This window comes from Streptomyces millisiae, from assembly GCF_031845425.1.
Lineage (GTDB): Bacteria > Actinomycetota > Actinomycetes > Streptomycetales > Streptomycetaceae > Streptomyces > Streptomyces millisiae.
In genome coordinates, this window is record NZ_JAVREM010000042.1 from 20,312 (window position 1) to 35,547 (window position 15,236).

Sequence of the window (15,236 nt, forward strand, 5' to 3'; positions counted from 1 at the left end):
TGATCACCTCTGGTCCGGCGGCGGCGCGGCCCCGGCATACACCGTCCCCAACCGCTGCCGCCGCCGGCTCCGCCATACGACCCACGCGACGACACCCGCCACGACCGCGGCCAGGCCGCCACCGGCGACGGCCAGCCAGCCGCCGCCGTCGCCCTCTTCAGCGGCCACGCCCGGCTGTTCCTCGGCCTCAGCCGCGTCCGGCGGAACCTCCGGCTCCTCCACCTGCGGCTCCGGCGACACGGGCGGGCTGAGCGACGCCTCATAGTCCTCGAACAACGGGTTCACGTCCGGGTCCCCCGGATCGCCCTCCCCATCCACGATCACGCGAGCCGGATCGATCACCCCGTACCCCACGTACTCGTCCCGCTGCCCGTTCCCGCCGGCGGTCTCGATCATGGCGCGAAGGACCTGGTTCTTGGTCCAGTCCGGATTCGCCGACCAGATAAGCGCGGCGGAGGCGGAGGCGATGGCGGTGGCGTTGCTGGTGCCATTCCACGGGCATCTCTCCGTGCTGCCGATCTCACACGGCAGGGGGATATCGGTGCCCGGCGCGGCGAGCGCCACCTGCGGGCCGGCGGACGAGTACGCGGCGCGATCTCCATCCGGATCGACCGCCGCAACCGCCACCACCCCCTCGCGGGTGGCGGGATGTCCGACAGGTTTTCCCTCCTCACCATCGTTACCAGTACCAGCGAAAATCAGCACACCCTGCCGCGCAGCCTCCGCGAAGGCCTCGTCCAGGGCGTCGAACTCGAACCCCAACTCCGGCTTGCTAACTGACAAGTTGATGATCTGTGCGCCAGCCTCGACCGCGTATTCGATGGCCTCCGCCAACCGTTCCTCAGCGCCGAAGTCGAACTCGCCAGCCATACCCCCTTCCATGAACCGGACGGGGAGGATGGTGGCCTCCGGGGCGAGACCGCGAGTGCTGCCCTCCGCACCAGTGCCGGCGATGAGCGACGCCATGGCCGTGCCGTGACCGCTCTCATCGACGTGAGCACCTTGGGGGTTGAGGTTGAGGTCAGTGCCTTCCAGGACTTGGCCGCGCAGCCCGGGAACCGAGTCATCCACACCACCGTCGATGACCGCGACGGTGATGCCCTCACCCTGAGCATGCTGCCACATCTCCTCGGCCCGCAGGGTACCCAGGTGCCAGGAACTCATCTCCTCGTCGGCCCTCGCCTGCGGGGCTACGCCCCCCAGACAGCACAGGCTCGCAGCAAGCATCGCGACGCACAGTCGCGGACGCCGTCGCATGGGGGAACCGTTGATCTGCGACATCTGTTCAGCCGTCCTTACCCTGTGCTTCACCACGCCTATCGTCCGGCTCCCTCCGGCGGCGTCGTCTCGACCGGGTCGACCGGCCACCTGAGTACCGCGCCTCACTGCCTGGGGGCACCGTTGACGGGTTGCTCGGCTCCCCCGGGCGCTTCATGACGGGAACGCCACCGGGGCCACGGACCAGCCCAGTGGCCAGGTCGCGATAGGCGAACGAGGTCCCTGCTCCCACTGCCGTGCTAGGGGGGAGGCCCCGCCCGGCGCTCTGCGGTGGCCGAGGCGTACCCCCGATGATCCCGTTCGCTACCTGCGGTTCACGGACAACGGCGTTCCCCCATGGGCCCGCGTTACCGGACAGCGGTGGACGGCCAGCGACCGGCCCCTGCTCACCTCCGCTTCCGCCTGGACGCCCTGCCGTATACCCATCCGGGGCGGGCGTCAGAGGCGGGCGAGGCGTTACCCCTTGCCCCGGTCCGCCGCCTCCGGTGCGCGCTCGGCCCGAAGGGGCGGGCTGTGGCGTGTGGGGAAGCCCGGGCCGCTGAAGCGGCCCCATCGTCGAGGGCGGCGGCACCCGGTCGGGCGCGACGACACCCCCACCGCCCACCAGCCGACCTTCTCCGGGGGCCGGCGCGGGCTCAGCCGCGGGGAGCGGCCGTTCCGCGACGGGTCCCATCGAGTCCAGCGAGGTGCCGATTTGGCTCTCGGTCACAACTGGTGAGGGCGAACCCGCCCCCGCCGGCCAATCGTCGATGGCTGGACCCTCACGCTGTGCTGGCGCCGTTGAGAGGCCACCTATGCCGCTCCGTTCCCCTGGCACCGACACCGTCTCGTAGCTGGAGCGCTGTCCTACCGACACCTCCGGTCGTGCGAGCCCATAAGCTTCCGAACCCCCGGACTGCCCCCCGCTCCCCCCGACTTCGGAGTATCCGTCTATCGGACGGAACCGCGGCTCCTCGGCCGCCGCCATGTCGTCGGCCGCCGCGTGGTAGCTGCCCGACAGCCGCTCCAGCACTCGGAGGGCTTCCTGCCGCTCCATCTCCTCGGCGAGGGTCGGCAGCGCCTGGTCGGTCAGCGGCACCAGCCGCTCCGGCACCGGCGGCATCGCGGCCCGCGCCTCGATCAGCGCCTGGCCAGCGTCCTGCATCGCGTTGCCGACCGTCCGCGCGTAGTCGGCCAGCACCACCGACTCCTGCACCAGATGCCGACCCCAGGCACGAAACGCCTCGGCACCCTCGCCCTGCCACTCGACCTTGCTCATCCGGACGAAGATCTCTTTGTCGGCACCGTTCAGCGCCGTCGCCATCGCGAGCAGCACGTCCGCCCGCGTGGTCAGCTGCTCAGGATCCGCCCCCGCCAACAGCCGTGCCAGCTGCTCGTGCGTGTAGCCCTCGAAGTCCGCCACGCCACCGCCCCCTCCACAACGTCAGGCACAAGCCCACCCAGCCTAGTTAATCCCCAACTACACCAGGCAACCGCGTCTCACACCTGAGTATTCGTACTCAGGCGACACCACCACCGCTGCTGCTACCGTCATCGTCGGTTCAGCTCTGGGAGGGGGAGGAACATCCATTGGGACCCAGTGAGACCGGCGCCGATCTCCGCGTCGATCCAGCGCTGCTACGAGAACTCGCCGTCCAAGCCACCACACTCGTCGACCGGCTGGACACCACCCAGCGCACCCTCCGCGCCGAAGCCGACGACCCGCTGCGCGCGCTTGACGGACTCGCCTCCGCCACCGCGCTGCGGCGGGTGCGGGACAGCTGGGCAGAACGGCTAACGACGGTACAGCAACGTTGCGACGGCCTGGCAGCCGGCCTCACCAGCGCCGCCGCCGACTTCGACGCCACGGAGGAGGACGCCCGGCAGTCCATGGAACGCGCCACCCAGCTCCCCGACTGGACCCAGCCCCAGCAGGAGGGGGCCCGGTGATCACCCTCCCGCTGCTACGCGACCTCCACCTCGCACGACTACCGGTCCAGGCCAGCCACTGGGGTCTCGCCAGCCGCACGGCCCGCGACGCCTGGGAGCTGGTCGACCGCCAGATGCTGGCGGCCGTCCGCGCCAATGCCCAAGAGGGCGAGGCAGCCACCGAGGTCGTCACGCAACTCACCCAGCTCGCCGACAACTTCGAATACACCCGCGTCGAGTGCGGCCTGGTCGAAACGGCGCTCAACGGGCTCACCCATGAGCTCGGCGAGGCACAGCGCCGCCTCCGCGCCGTCCTGGACGAGGCCGCCGAATACGGCTACCAGGTCGGCGACGACGGTAGCGTCACCTATCCGGCGGTCGAACGTGACACTGGCACCGCCTCCGGCGGCACAGCGACCGCCACCACACTCGCGCACCCGTCCCTCGACGCCTACGCCAACCCACACCAGACGGAGGCGCAACGCCTCGCCAGCCGCATCGCCGACATCCTGACCGAAGCCAACGCGGTGGACGCGGAGTACGCCCGCACACTGGCCGAACTGGAGACCACTGACCGCTTGGATGTCACCCGCGCCATGTGGGCCGACGCCGCCGCCGACACGGCGGCCGTCACCGGGGCGATGGACGACGTACTGGACGCCTCCCGCATCCCCGAGGGCCAGACGCCGACCGAGAACCGCGACTGGTGGGCCGGCCTGGAGCAACGGGAACGCGACGCACTCCTCGCCCTCTTCCCGGAGCGCATCGGTGCCTTGGACGGCCTCCCCGCCGAAGTCCGCGACATGGCGAACCGCGGCCTGCTGGAAATGGAGTACGCACGGATCAGTGACCAGTTGGCCCAGCACCTGGCAAACGAACCACTGACGGTCGACGAGGCAGGCGTCCACCGAAGAGGCGTGTTCACGGACGGCGAGATCCGCTCCCCCGAGTGGCCCGCGTGGAACGCGGAGCGAGAACGCCTCGAAGCCGTGTTGGGCGGCCTCAACAGTATCCAGGCCCGCCTCGACCAAACCGGGGTCGAAGGCCTACCCGAGGCCTACCTCCTCGGCCTCAGCACCGAAGCCGACGGCCGCGCCATCATCGCCAACGGCAACCCTGACACTGCGGACTACACAGCGGTCTACGTGCCGGGAACCAGCGCCGACCTGCCTGGGATCGAGGGCGACATCACGCGGATGACTGACCTGTGGCAGGAGATGGAACTCCGTGCAGGCGGGCAGAGCGTATCCACTATCACCTGGCTCGGTTACGACGCACCCAACAATGCGATCCCTTTCGGCGAGGGCGACGGACTCCTGCCGGACGCCTCGTCTCCCTCCTACGCCTATGAAGCTGCTCCGGCTCTGGCGAACTTCATGGACGGTATTCACGCATCACATCAGAGACAGGAAATCGCGCACACCACCGTGATCGGGCACAGCTACGGAAGTACCGTCATCGGTGCTGCCTCCCAGCACGACGCCTTCCGCGCCGACGACATCATCGTTGCGGGGAGCCCCGGCATGCTCGTCAACAGTGCACAAGAACTCGGCGTCGGAAAGGGACACACTTGGTCCATGGCGGCCAGCACAAGGGACGATTACGTACCTTTATTTGGAGCGTCTTTCCTGGGCGGTGACGCCATCGACATGGACGTTGAGATGAGCAGAATCGGCCTGCCCTACCTCGACGTGGAGGTCCTCCCACAGGTGCCCTCGATGGAGAGCTTCGGTGCAAACATCATGACCACGGACTCCGATGGCCACGGCGCGTACTGGGACGTCGACGAGAACGGCGAATCTTCCGTCAGCCTGCAGAATCAAGCGCGCGTAGCTTTGGGGCAATACGACCGGGTGGAACTGGAATGACGAAGGGCATGTCAACATGGCACGCAAGGGCGAGGGCGTTCATCGCCGTTCCACTCGTGTTGTCCGCCGCCTCCGTGGGGTGTGCCAGCGTGGATGACCCGCAGAGCGGAGGAGCAACTCCTTCCCCCACGGTACGGTCGGTCGAGGATGCCCGAGCTGGCGCACGCGACCTTTCCAGCACCATTCTGGACCTCTCGGGCGTCCAAGGCAGGGTGTCCGAGCCCGGGCCTCGCGTCACCACATGCGAGGAGGATCCAGAGAAGGAACGCCTGTACAAGATCCGACATTCCTGGTCCATCTCTGAGACGTCCGGTGAGTCGCTCGCCGCAGGGATGGACCGCCTTCGGATGGAACTCCCCCAAGAAGGCTGGACAATTATCGAGGACGGCGAGCTCAACAACGCTGAGCGTTCACCCCGCGTCCTTTTTGAGAACGCGGACGTCGAATATGCCGCGAACATCCAACTCGAAGGCCAGCACAGCGACGCTCCTCTCCTGGTCGTCACTCTCGTCTCCGCCTGCTTCAGCACCCCCGAAGGCGAAAGCCCACGCGGGGAGTTCTGACACCCTGGCTACAGCCGGTGCTCGCAGCAGGCTGTCCTGCCAGGTAGCCGGCCTCGCGGTCGGGGCACGGACGGCCGGCCATCACTGTGGCTAACCGATCGTGAAGACGGCTCCGGAGGTGGCGTAGTCGACAGGGCCGTCGTAGCGGCTCGACGCGCGGGCCACCGCCTGTTGGGTGGTGAGGGTGGGGCCGACGTGAGTGACGATCAGCCGGGCCGCGCGTGCCGCGCGGGCGGTTTCGCCGGTGTCTTCCGGGGTGTGGTGGACCTGAGGCTCTCCGCCGGTCGGCGCCCCGGCGCTCTCGGCCTCGCACAACAGCACGTCGCAGCCTTCGGCCAGTTCGGTGAGGCCGACGCACGGGGCGGTGTCCCCTGAGTAGACCAGCGACCGGTCTCCGGCCTCGGCGCGCAGGGCAAACGCGGGGATGCCGTGCGCCACCTCCCGGCTGGTCAGGGTCAGTTCGCCGACCTGGACCTGACGGCCGTCGTACAGCTCGTGGATGTCGAAGGCGGATTCGACCGGGCTGCGGGTCGACGTGTTGGTCAGGTAGTGGGCCAGCCGGTCGGCGATGCCCGGCGGGCCGTAGAGGGGTATGGGTGCGGTGAGTCGCACGTCTGCGAAGAGGAAGGCGTAGTAGGCGGTGAGCAGGTCCGCGCTGTGGTCGGCGTGCAGGTGCGAGATCCAGATGGCGTCCAGGTCTTCCAGCCGGGTGTGCCATTGCAGCTGGGCCAGTGTGCCGCTGCCCGCGTCCACCCAGATCCGGGTGTCGCCGCTGGAGACGAGATAGCCGGAGCACGGGTTGTCCACTCTCGCGTACGGCGTCGCGGAACCCAGGACAGTGAGTTGGAAGGTTTGGCTGGTCATTCGCGGAGTCTAAGGGCGTGTAACGCGGCCGACGCGCCAGGCGACCGAGGGAAGGTCGCCAGCCGGGCAACCGCCGGATTGGGCCGTGCCCGGGCCGCCGTCCTGTCACGTCTTCGTCTGCGACAACTCGTCCGCGAGGGCGGCGACGAACTGCCGCAGCCGGTGGGGCGGTGCGTCCAGGTCCAGGACATGCTGCCGCACGCGGATCTCGTCGGTGCCGAGCGGGATGGTGATGGTGTCTGGCGCCCCGGCAACCCGGACGAGGTGGCCGGTGTCAACGCCGAGGCGGAGGCAGTAGGCCAGCATCTGGTATAGGTCGTCGGATGCCGTCTTGTCCTTGTACTTGGCGTCGACCACCAGGACCGGGCGCAAATCCGGACCATCGCCGGGGAGATAGTGCACCAGGTCCGGCCACAGCGCGTGGCGCTTGCCGGTGTCGAGGTGGTGTCGGGGATTCTTGCGGTGGTCGAGCTTGGTCACGCCGCCGGTGCGTTCGCGCAGGGCTTCGGCCAGGGTCCGGCAGAGAAAGGTTTCGAAGATCTTGGCCATGTCCAGTAAGAGCCCGTCGACCTGAACGCGGCGGCCGTCGTCCAGCTCGTAGGAGCCGCCGCGCAGAACGAGTTCGGCGAGGCCGAGTGCTGGTCCATAGCGGTCGTTGAGCCGACTGGCGGTCCAGGCCGGGGGTGGCACGCCGGGCGCGGGCGGCGTGACGCCGTGCAGGCCGGCCACGAGCCTCCGCAGCCCGGTGCGGGTGGCGGCGCTGAGCCCGGGCAGCCGCAGCAGCCTTCTGGCCGCCCCGAGCAGCAGCTGGTTCTCCGGGATGTCGGGAGTGTGCTCGTCATAGGTCACTTCGAGCGGGAGTGGCAGCCCGGGGTGGCGCCGCAGCTGGTCGGCGGCGCGCAGCCGGCCGCGCAGCATGGGCAGGGTCGCTTCGGTCTGGCGGTAGCCGAAGAGCACTCCGGGCCGCAGTGCGCGCTCCGCGCCGCGCAGGAAGGCGTCGGCGACGATCGGGAGGAGATCGTCACGGACGGCTGCCTGGACGGGCTCGGCCTGCCAGTCGGCGTGTTCGCTGGCGTAGCCGAGCAGGAACATCACTCGGTCGACGGCGATCTTGGGAGCGATGCGCAGCTCGATCGCGTCGGCTCCCCGTCCCAGGCGGACGGCGCCCACCTTGGGGCTGTTGGTTCGCGCCCGGACCTGCCACCGGTTGTCGCCGGCGGCCGGGCTGATGTCAACGAGCCGGGAGTCGCCCAGGAGTTTGGCCTGGCCGTTGGTGAGGGTGTGTTCGGTCGCCTTCTTTCCCTCGCGGAGCGGAAGGACGCGGGCGTGGGCCCTGGTCACGTCTGGTCCAGCTCGGCGAGGGTGACCTTGGCCTGTGCCGCCACCGCGTCCAGCGCGTATCGCTCGGCGACATCGGTGGTGTCTCCCCAGTGGTATTCGGTGAGGGCGGGCAGGATCTGGGCCTCCCACACGCGGCGCAGGGCGCGCGATGACGCGTGTGCCTCCCGCCGCATGAAGTACGACGGCCCTATCCGGAAGTCCTCGTCGCCGGCTGGTGTTTGGCTGATCAGCTCGTTCAGCTGGTTGAGCAGCGTGAACGCGTGCTGGGGAAGCCCTTGCTGTTCCAGCCAGATCCGCAGCGCCGTATCGACCGGTGGGTGGTTCGGGTGCAGCTCCCGGAACGAGAAGCGGCGGCGCATCGCCTGGTCCATGAGGGCGATGGAGCGGTCGGCGCTGTTCATGGTGGCGAGGATGTAGAGGTTGCGCGGGAGGTAGAAGCCTCGGTCGCCGTCGGATCCGTAGAGCAGCCGCACGGACCGGTCTCGGTATTCCAGGAGGAAGTACAGCTCGCCGAAGATCTTGGCCAGGTTGCCCCTGTTGATCTCGTCGATGACCAGCACATAGGTCTGAGCGGGGTGATCCTGGGCCGCCTTGGCGAGCCGCTTGAACGGCCCGGGCACGAGGTCGAAGGCGAGGCCCGCCCTTTCTGCCTTGTCGGCGGCGCCCGAGCGCTGCGAGGCCGCGGCGGTTCGGGGGCGGAATCCCTCGAAGAAGTCCTCGTAGGAGTAGGCCGGGTGGAACTGCACGAGCGTGGTGTTCTCCGGGTTTCCTCCGGTCAGGTGCTCGGCGAGCGCGAGGGCCGTGTACGTCTTGCCGGTGCCTGGCGGGCCGCTGAAGATCAACTGCGGCTTGTCGCGCAGCAGTTCCACGCACTGCTGGAGCCAGTCGGAGTCTTCCGGCATGCACAGCCTGCGGGCGAGCTCCGGTGTGGCGTCCGGTAGTTCGGGCGGGCCCGTGGGGGTGGTCGGCTGCTCGGGCGCCTCACCGAGCCGGGACTCGAGGTCGCCGAGGTAGTCGGAGAGGTCGACCAGGTTGGCGTCGGGGTCGGACAGGAGGGTCGTCAGGCCGGCGGGCAGCTCCTCGAAGAAGTCCAGGGGGGCCTCCAGGTTGCGCCAGGTGATGGGCCGCTGGAGCTCTGGCCTGCCGTGCGGGTCCTGCCGCTGCCGCGCCGGCCCCCGGACGGTGCCCACGTAGACCTTGGTCCGGTCGGTGGCGACCACGATGTCGCCCTCCCGCATCCGGGAGAGGAAGGTGTGGAACTCGGCGGCGATTCCCGCCCGGTCGGCGCCGCTGCGCGCCGAGTACGCCTCGTTGACGACCTCCTGCACGGTCTCCAGGCTGGCTCCGGCGGACAGGTGCGGCAGCCGGGAGGCCGACAGGGAGCAGATGCTCTCCTCGGCCCAGCGGGAGCGGATGAGCCGCCGGCCGTCCTCCTCGCCCCTGATCAGCCAGGCGCGGCGCGGGCGGGCCTCGGTCGCGAGATCCGCCATCCCCTCGACGGCCGCCGCCACCTCCTCCCGTGGCAGGCGTCGGTCAGAGAGCACCCGGATCACGTCCACGCTGGAGGCCGACTCGTCAAACAGCCCGGCCTCGCTCAGCCGCCTTCGCCAGGCGTCCTTGTCCGCCGGCCACAGGCCGACGTCACGCGGCACCTCTCCCCTGGCTGTGAGCGCGAGATGCCACCCCTGGGGGCGCTGTCCCTGGAGCCACTCGGCGAGGGCTCCCTCGTCGAGGCCGCAGTGGGTCGCCAGGTCTGGCAGGGCGACCCACTGCCCATCGAGCTCTTTGAGCAGGAGGGCCGCCTCGCTGAACGCCTGCTGGTGCTCGCGCCAGTAGCCGTAGCGGGCCATCGCTTCCGAGAAGAACGGGCCTGGCTCGGGAAACGCCCTGAGGGCCAGGCGTCCGGCGCCGGTGATCCACCATTTGCCGGCCTCCTTGCGGAGCCAGCCCGAGCCGAAGTTGATGCTGTCGTACCGGAGACGCACGGGGAGGGGTTGGGCGTCGGCGGGGGCGGCCAGCTCCCAGTCCCGCTCCAGCTCTGGATCGGCGGCGCGCACTCGCGGCCAGAGCTGACGGAAGGGCAGGCCCTGGCCGTCAGGCTGCTCGGCGAGGACCCGGAGGGCCTGATATGCCGCCCGGGCTCGGACATCGCGCACTGTCACAGACATCACAGCCGGAAGCGTATCCCCGGGGACTGACAGTGCGGTTGGCTCCCGGGGATCGCGCTCTGGAGGTCAGGAGCCCGGTGCGCGGCCCGCCGTGACGTCCACGGAGGGCGGGGGAAGAGGGGCGATCTTGCGGTCGACGAAGTCGGGGAGCGCCTCGCCGCGCGCGAAGAGCGCGTCGAAACCGGCGGCGGCCTCCTCGATGAGCGCGCGGTCGGTGAAGCGGTTGGCCCCGTCGGCGTTGCCCTGGTCGTCGTAGATCACCTCGTACAGGACCGTGTCCCCGAGAATCACCATTTCGGGAACCGGGCGGTCCCGTTCGACGCTCGCGATGTCCCGGGCGTCAATGGCCCTGATATCGTCCCCCACCTCAACGCGCACGCGCAGCACGTGCAGCTCCCACTGCACGTAGGGGGTGACGGGGAACTCGACGACGCGGAGGCGGCGCTGTCTGATTCCGCGCTCGGCGTTCTCTCTGATCTGCTGGGCGTAGATGTGTCGCCTTTCCTCGATCAGCGAGAGCGCTTCTTCCCATTCTCCTCGCTGAAACGCCTCCCAGCTGGCGAATCCGCGTTCGGCGAAATGCTGGCCGCGCTCGAGCTTCCGAAGCTGGCGGATGCCGCTGCTCTGGATTCGGTAGAAGTCCGCATGGTACTTCTGGCGGTCGAGTCTGGTGACCGGGCCGCTCGGGAACGAGTCAAACATGGGGGATATCCGGCCTTGCCGCGATCAGCATGCTCCGGGGAATCACGACGAGCCGCTCGTCGTCTCCGATAGAAACGCCGGAGGGGAGCCGCCCGCCGAGGGAGTCCGTGAGATCCCGACCAATCACGGCGATGTCTCCGTTGGAGAGTTCCCAGATATCAGGGCAGTCCGGGGTGTCCGTGGTGTGCCCTAATTCTTTCGCTGACTTGCCGAGCCGCTTCGCGAAGCTCGTCTCCGGGTCGGCTTCCCATGGCCTGGGCTTGTTCACGATCCCCGCCTCCTCTGACGCCTCTCCGAATGCGTCACAACGGCGCGACCATAGCACTCGCCACCCCATGTGTCGACGCCGCGACCCGGCGCGAGGAAGCACGTCAGGGCGCACAACACACTCCCATCGTGGCCGATTTTCGGGCCCTGCGAGCGAACTGCCTTGCCACTCGGCGATCAACCGGGTATCAATGCCTCGCCGTGAGCCGCGACCAAAGCCACGAGCGACATCGTATGACTTATCTGATCTATCATTGACAAGCTGGGCAATACCATTCGGGGGAAACAGTGAATCCAACGCTCACTCAGTTCGCAGGCGGCACTGGAGCACCGTTATTCACCAGCAGCCAGGGATGAAGGGCCCCATGGACGGCCGAGCCGAGGACGAGGGCCGCGTTTACCAGTCCCAGGGCGATCAGCACATCAGCGAACACCATCACCACCATCATCACGCTGGCGCGGCCGAGGACTCCGCCGGCCCCGACTCCGTGCGCCGCCCCCTGGTCAGCAGGGCTCCCGTGATCCTGCGGGACCGAGCCGAGGTGCTGGGCAGGCTGCGGGAGAGCGTCGAGTCGCGCCCCGGTGGTGAGGTGCACGTCCTGCACGGCATGGGCGGCTGCGGGAAGACGGCCGTCGCCTGGGCGTTCTTCCAGTACGCCACCGCGGAGGCCGGCCGGGTGGGGCTGTGGGTCAACGCCGCGAACCGGGCCAGTCTGCGAGCCGGCATGCTCGCCGTGGCCGCTGACCGTGGGGCGGGCGAAGGTGAACTCCTCGCCGCTCGCAACGGTTTCCGCCCCGCCGCCGACCTGGTGTGGGATCACCTCGACCGATCCGCCGAACCGTGGCTGCTCGTGCTGGACAACGCCGACGATCCGACGATCTTCCGTGACGGCCAGTGGCTGCGTACCAGCCCCCGCGGCACCGTCGTGGTCACCACCCGGAGGTCGGCGGCCCGCTGGTGGCCGGGGGCCGAGTTGCAGCACATCGGTGTGCTGCCCCGTGAGGACGCCGCGCGTGTGCTGTGCGACCTGGCTCCGGAGAGTGGGACGTTGGAGCAGGCGGCGGAGGTCGCGGACCGCCTCGGGCGCCTGCCACTCGCGCTCACCCTGGCCGGTGGCTTCCTGGCCCATCAGATCATCGTCCCGTGGACGTTGGACGTCTACGGGCGCCGCCTCGACGAGGAGAGTCCCGTCGAGCTGATAGACCAGGGAGCCGACCCTTTGGCCGATGAGGATCCCCGGCATCTGGTCGGTCAGACCTGGCAGTTCGCCCTCGACTCCTTCGAGAGCCGCGGACTCCCGGAGGCGACGGCCCTGTTGCGGCTGCTGGCCCGGCTGGCCCCCCAACCGCTGCCGCTCTCTCTGCTCAACCACCGGGAGATCGACGGGGCTCTGCCCCGCGCCCGGGTTGAGACGGCGCTGCGGGTGCTGCTCGACCACTCCCTCGCCGAGTTGGTCGACGCCGAGGCGGACGTGCGGTGCGTCCAGGGTCACGCCGTCCTGCTCGACAGCGTCGCCGCGACCACGCCGCCCGAGCGCGTCTCCGCGCTCGACACGACAGCGGCCGCGCTGCTCGACGCCGCCGTGCCGGACATCCCCGACGCCGGTCCATACAATCCACGGCTTCGGCTGCTCGCCCCGCACGTTCTCGGCATGCTCCGGCACGTCCGGGATGAGGCGATCGCCGCCGATCTGTTGGCCCTCGCCACGCGGCTCGCCACGGCGCTCTACCGCACCGGCGACTACCTGTCCGCCTGGGAGACGGCCCAGACCGCCGGCGACCAGGCCGAGCTAACGCTCGGCGCGGACCATCGTCTCGTGCTGGCCGCGCGCTCCCGCGCTGGCCGGGCCCTCTTCCGACTGGGCCGCTACGCCGAGGCGCATGAGCTGTTGGACCGGGTGCACACCAGCCAGAAGCGGCTCTTCGGCCCCGACGACCCGGACACCCTGGACAGCGCGCACGGCCTTCAACTGGTGCTCGGCAACCTCGGCCGGCGTGAGGAGGCCCTGGCGCTGCTGCGGCGCACCGTGGCCGGCCGGGAGGCGACGCTCGGCCCCGGCCATGCCCTCACCCTCCGGTCCCGCAGCAGCCTGCTGGTCCTCCTGTCCGCCGCCGAACTCGCCGCGCCAGCCAACGCGGCGGTGCTGACGTTGCCCCAGGACTGCGCGCGGCACCTGGGGCCCGACCACATCGTGACGCTGGGCGCCCGGCACAACCACGCGTGGGCCACGTACCTGCTGGGCCGCTACGAGACGGCCGACGCCGGCATCGCGTCGGTCCTCGAGGAGTACCGACGCCGCTTCGGCCCCGACTACCCCGTCGCGCTGTCGGCCCAACAGCTGCGGGCACGCACCCAGGCCGCGCTCGGCCGGCTTGAGGCCGGCGTCGACCTGATGGCCGACGTCGTGCGCAGACGGGAGGTCGGGTTGGGCACCGACCACCCGTTCACGCGGGCGAGCCGCGACCTGTTGGACGAGCTGCGGAGCGGCCGGTGGCGTCCGCCGGAGCCGCCTGGCTGACGCGTTCGGCGTCGGCCCGTGAGGGACGTGAACGCTCAACGTCGGCTGGTCAGCTCGTACTCGCACCAGACCGTCTTGCCGGGCGGGCGATCCGTCACGCCCCAGCGTGCGGCCAGCGCCTCCACCAGGAGCAGCCCGCGGCCCGATCCGCTCTCGGGATCCGGCTCATGAGGGACGGGACGCGCCTCGCCTCTGGCATCGGACACCTCGACGCGCACCAGGCCGCCGCCCAGGACCATCCGGAGCCGGAAGTCACGGCCGTGAACCTTTCCGTGGCAGACGGCGTTGGTGGCCAGTTCGGCGACCAGGACGGCGAGGGTGTCGGAGTGGGTGCAGCCGTACGGGATGCCCCAGGCGTTCAGGCGCTCAACGGTCAGCAGCCTGGCGAGCCGGGCGCCGCGCGGGGTGGAGGAGAAGAGTATGGCGAACTCGGCCGAGCAGAGGGGTTGTTCGGAGTTGTTCGGGTTCCGCCGTGTTGCGTGCATGGAGGACAGCTTCGCGACGTTCGAATTGCGATTTCCACGACTTCGCGCGTACAACGCGTTGTTGTACGCGCACGCTTGGTGAGACGTACTCGTTGGGTGGGTAGGACGCCGCGCCAGTGAGATGACGACCCACCATGCGCGGGCGAGGAAAGGCAGGCCGACCATGACGGCAGACGAGGACGGACAGCGTCTGGACCCGGAGTTGGAGCGAGAGCGGGAACCGGAGGAAGAGCAGGAGGAGGAGTCCGAGGAGCAGTTGGACACAGGCGATCCAGGCCCCAACGTCTTCAAGCTGGTTGGTGCGCTGCTGAAGTCCCTGCGGCAGAGCGCGGAGATGGACCGCGAGACCTTCGGCGCGCGCATGGGCTACAGCGCACACACCATCGCCTCCGTCGAACAGGGCCGACGACGGCCCCCCGGGCCGGACTTCCTGGACCAGGCGGACACCGTGCTGCGCGCGGGTGGCCTGTTGAAGGGAGCCAAGAAGGAGGTGGCGAAGGCCCGCCTCCCCGCGTTCTTCCGGGGCGTCGCCAAGCTGGAGGAGACGGCGGTCGAGTATCACTCGTACCAGAACCAGGTGGTTCCTGGGTTGCTTCAGACGGAGGATTACGCCCGGGCGCTCTACCGGATGCGGCGGCCCGCGCTGGACGACGAGAGCATCGAGGAGCACGTAGCGGCGAGGAAGATCAGGCAGGACATCCTGACGCGGAAGCCGGCGCCGACAATGAGCTTCGTGATCGAGGAGGTGGTCCTGCACCGGCCGTATGGCGGACGAGCCATTCTGGACGGCCAGAGGCGACGCCTGCTGCAGGTGGGGCAGCAGCGCAACATGGACATCCAGATCATGCCGACCGACCGAGAGGAACACGCCGGTGACGCCGGCCCTCTGATCCTGCTGCGCGCCGAGAATGAACCGATGGCCGTCTATGTCGAGGCGCAGGACATCAGCGCATTGCGCACCCAGCCTGACGTTGTGCGCAACATCAGCCAGCAGTATGAGACTATCCGGGCGCAGGCTCTCAACCCCCGGGAGTCGATGCGCTACATCGAGAAGCTGCTGGGAGAACAATGATCAACGCACGGTCCCGTGACGAAACTTCGGATCTCACCTGGTTCAAGAGCAGCTACAGCAGCAGCCAGGGCGGCGACTGCGTCGAGGTTGCCGCTGGCCCCGACAGGGTGCACATTCGCGATTCCAAGAGCATGTTCGGCCCACAGCTCGCCCTCACACCTGCTTCCTGGGCGACTTTCATCGGCCAACTCCACGAGTGAT

Annotated in this window: 13 protein-coding genes; 6 read left to right on the forward strand and 7 right to left on the reverse strand. The window is 69.2% G+C overall.

Annotated features, from left to right (window positions below; genetic code table 11):
• Positions 1-3 precede the first annotated feature (3 nt).
• Positions 4-1,281: a S8 family serine peptidase gene (locus tag RNC47_RS24740; protein WP_311601766.1), complete on the reverse strand. Its 1,278-nt coding sequence runs from the start codon at positions 1,279-1,281 to the stop codon at positions 4-6.
• Between the two features lie 1,566 nt (positions 1,282-2,847).
• Between RNC47_RS24740 and RNC47_RS24745 the strand changes: the two genes are divergently transcribed.
• The 3 genes from RNC47_RS24745 to RNC47_RS24755 are packed head-to-tail and all read left to right on the forward strand — an operon-like array spanning position 2,848 to position 5,617.
• Positions 2,848-3,207, forward strand: a complete 360-nt coding sequence (locus RNC47_RS24745; protein WP_311601767.1) for a WXG100 family type VII secretion target — start codon at positions 2,848-2,850, stop codon at positions 3,205-3,207.
• Positions 3,204-5,054: an alpha/beta hydrolase gene (locus RNC47_RS24750; protein ID WP_311601768.1), complete on the forward strand. Its 1,851-nt coding sequence runs from the start codon at positions 3,204-3,206 to the stop codon at positions 5,052-5,054. Before RNC47_RS24745 ends, RNC47_RS24750 begins: the two co-directional genes overlap by 4 nt.
• Positions 5,051-5,617 carry a hypothetical protein gene (locus RNC47_RS24755; RefSeq protein ID WP_311601769.1) on the forward strand — a complete coding sequence of 189 codons (567 nt, stop codon included), beginning with the start codon at positions 5,051-5,053 and terminating at the stop codon, positions 5,615-5,617. The genes RNC47_RS24750 and RNC47_RS24755 overlap by 4 nt, the downstream gene beginning before the upstream one ends.
• 90 nt (positions 5,618-5,707) lie before the next feature.
• Here the strand turns inward: RNC47_RS24755 and RNC47_RS24760 are convergent, their stop codons facing one another.
• The 5 genes from RNC47_RS24760 to RNC47_RS24780 form a co-directional block, all read right to left on the reverse strand.
• A complete protein-coding gene (locus RNC47_RS24760) occupies positions 5,708-6,481 on the reverse strand; it encodes an MBL fold metallo-hydrolase (protein ID WP_311601770.1) in 774 nt (257 codons plus the stop codon).
• Between the two features lie 105 nt (positions 6,482-6,586).
• Entirely contained in the window at positions 6,587-7,822 is a 1,236-nt protein-coding gene (locus tag RNC47_RS24765) for an McrC family protein (RefSeq protein ID WP_311601771.1), read from the reverse strand.
• Positions 7,819-9,990, reverse strand: coding sequence for an McrB family protein (locus tag RNC47_RS24770; RefSeq protein WP_311601794.1), 2,172 nt, complete (start codon positions 9,988-9,990; stop codon positions 7,819-7,821). The genes RNC47_RS24765 and RNC47_RS24770 overlap by 4 nt, the downstream gene beginning before the upstream one ends.
• Positions 9,991-10,056: 66 nt before the next feature.
• The gene (locus tag RNC47_RS24775; RefSeq protein WP_311601772.1) at positions 10,057-10,692 is read right to left on the reverse strand and encodes a DUF6879 family protein; all 636 of its coding nucleotides are present in this window, start codon (positions 10,690-10,692) and stop codon (positions 10,057-10,059) included.
• Positions 10,685-10,960, reverse strand: coding sequence for a hypothetical protein (locus RNC47_RS24780; RefSeq protein ID WP_311601773.1), 276 nt, complete (start codon positions 10,958-10,960; stop codon positions 10,685-10,687). Before RNC47_RS24780 ends, RNC47_RS24775 begins: the two co-directional genes overlap by 8 nt.
• A 364-nt stretch (positions 10,961-11,324) precedes the next feature.
• Here RNC47_RS24780 and RNC47_RS24785 point away from each other — a divergent pair, with 364 nt between their 5' ends.
• Positions 11,325-13,478: a tetratricopeptide repeat protein gene (locus RNC47_RS24785; RefSeq protein WP_311601774.1), complete on the forward strand. Its 2,154-nt coding sequence runs from the start codon at positions 11,325-11,327 to the stop codon at positions 13,476-13,478.
• 35 nt (positions 13,479-13,513) lie between these two features.
• Here RNC47_RS24785 and RNC47_RS24790 read toward each other — a convergent pair whose 3' ends face one another.
• A complete protein-coding gene (locus RNC47_RS24790; RefSeq protein ID WP_311601775.1) occupies positions 13,514-13,963 on the reverse strand; it encodes an ATP-binding protein in 450 nt (149 codons plus the stop codon).
• Positions 13,964-14,126: 163 nt separating this feature from the next.
• Between RNC47_RS24790 and RNC47_RS24795 the strand changes: the two genes are divergently transcribed.
• Positions 14,127-15,035, forward strand: coding sequence for a helix-turn-helix domain-containing protein (locus RNC47_RS24795; RefSeq protein WP_311601776.1), 909 nt, complete (start codon positions 14,127-14,129; stop codon positions 15,033-15,035).
• On the forward strand, positions 15,032-15,235 hold the full coding sequence (locus RNC47_RS24800) for a DUF397 domain-containing protein (RefSeq protein WP_311601777.1): 204 nt from the start codon (positions 15,032-15,034) through the stop codon (positions 15,233-15,235). The genes RNC47_RS24795 and RNC47_RS24800 overlap by 4 nt, the downstream gene beginning before the upstream one ends.
• Position 15,236 lies beyond the last annotated feature (1 nt).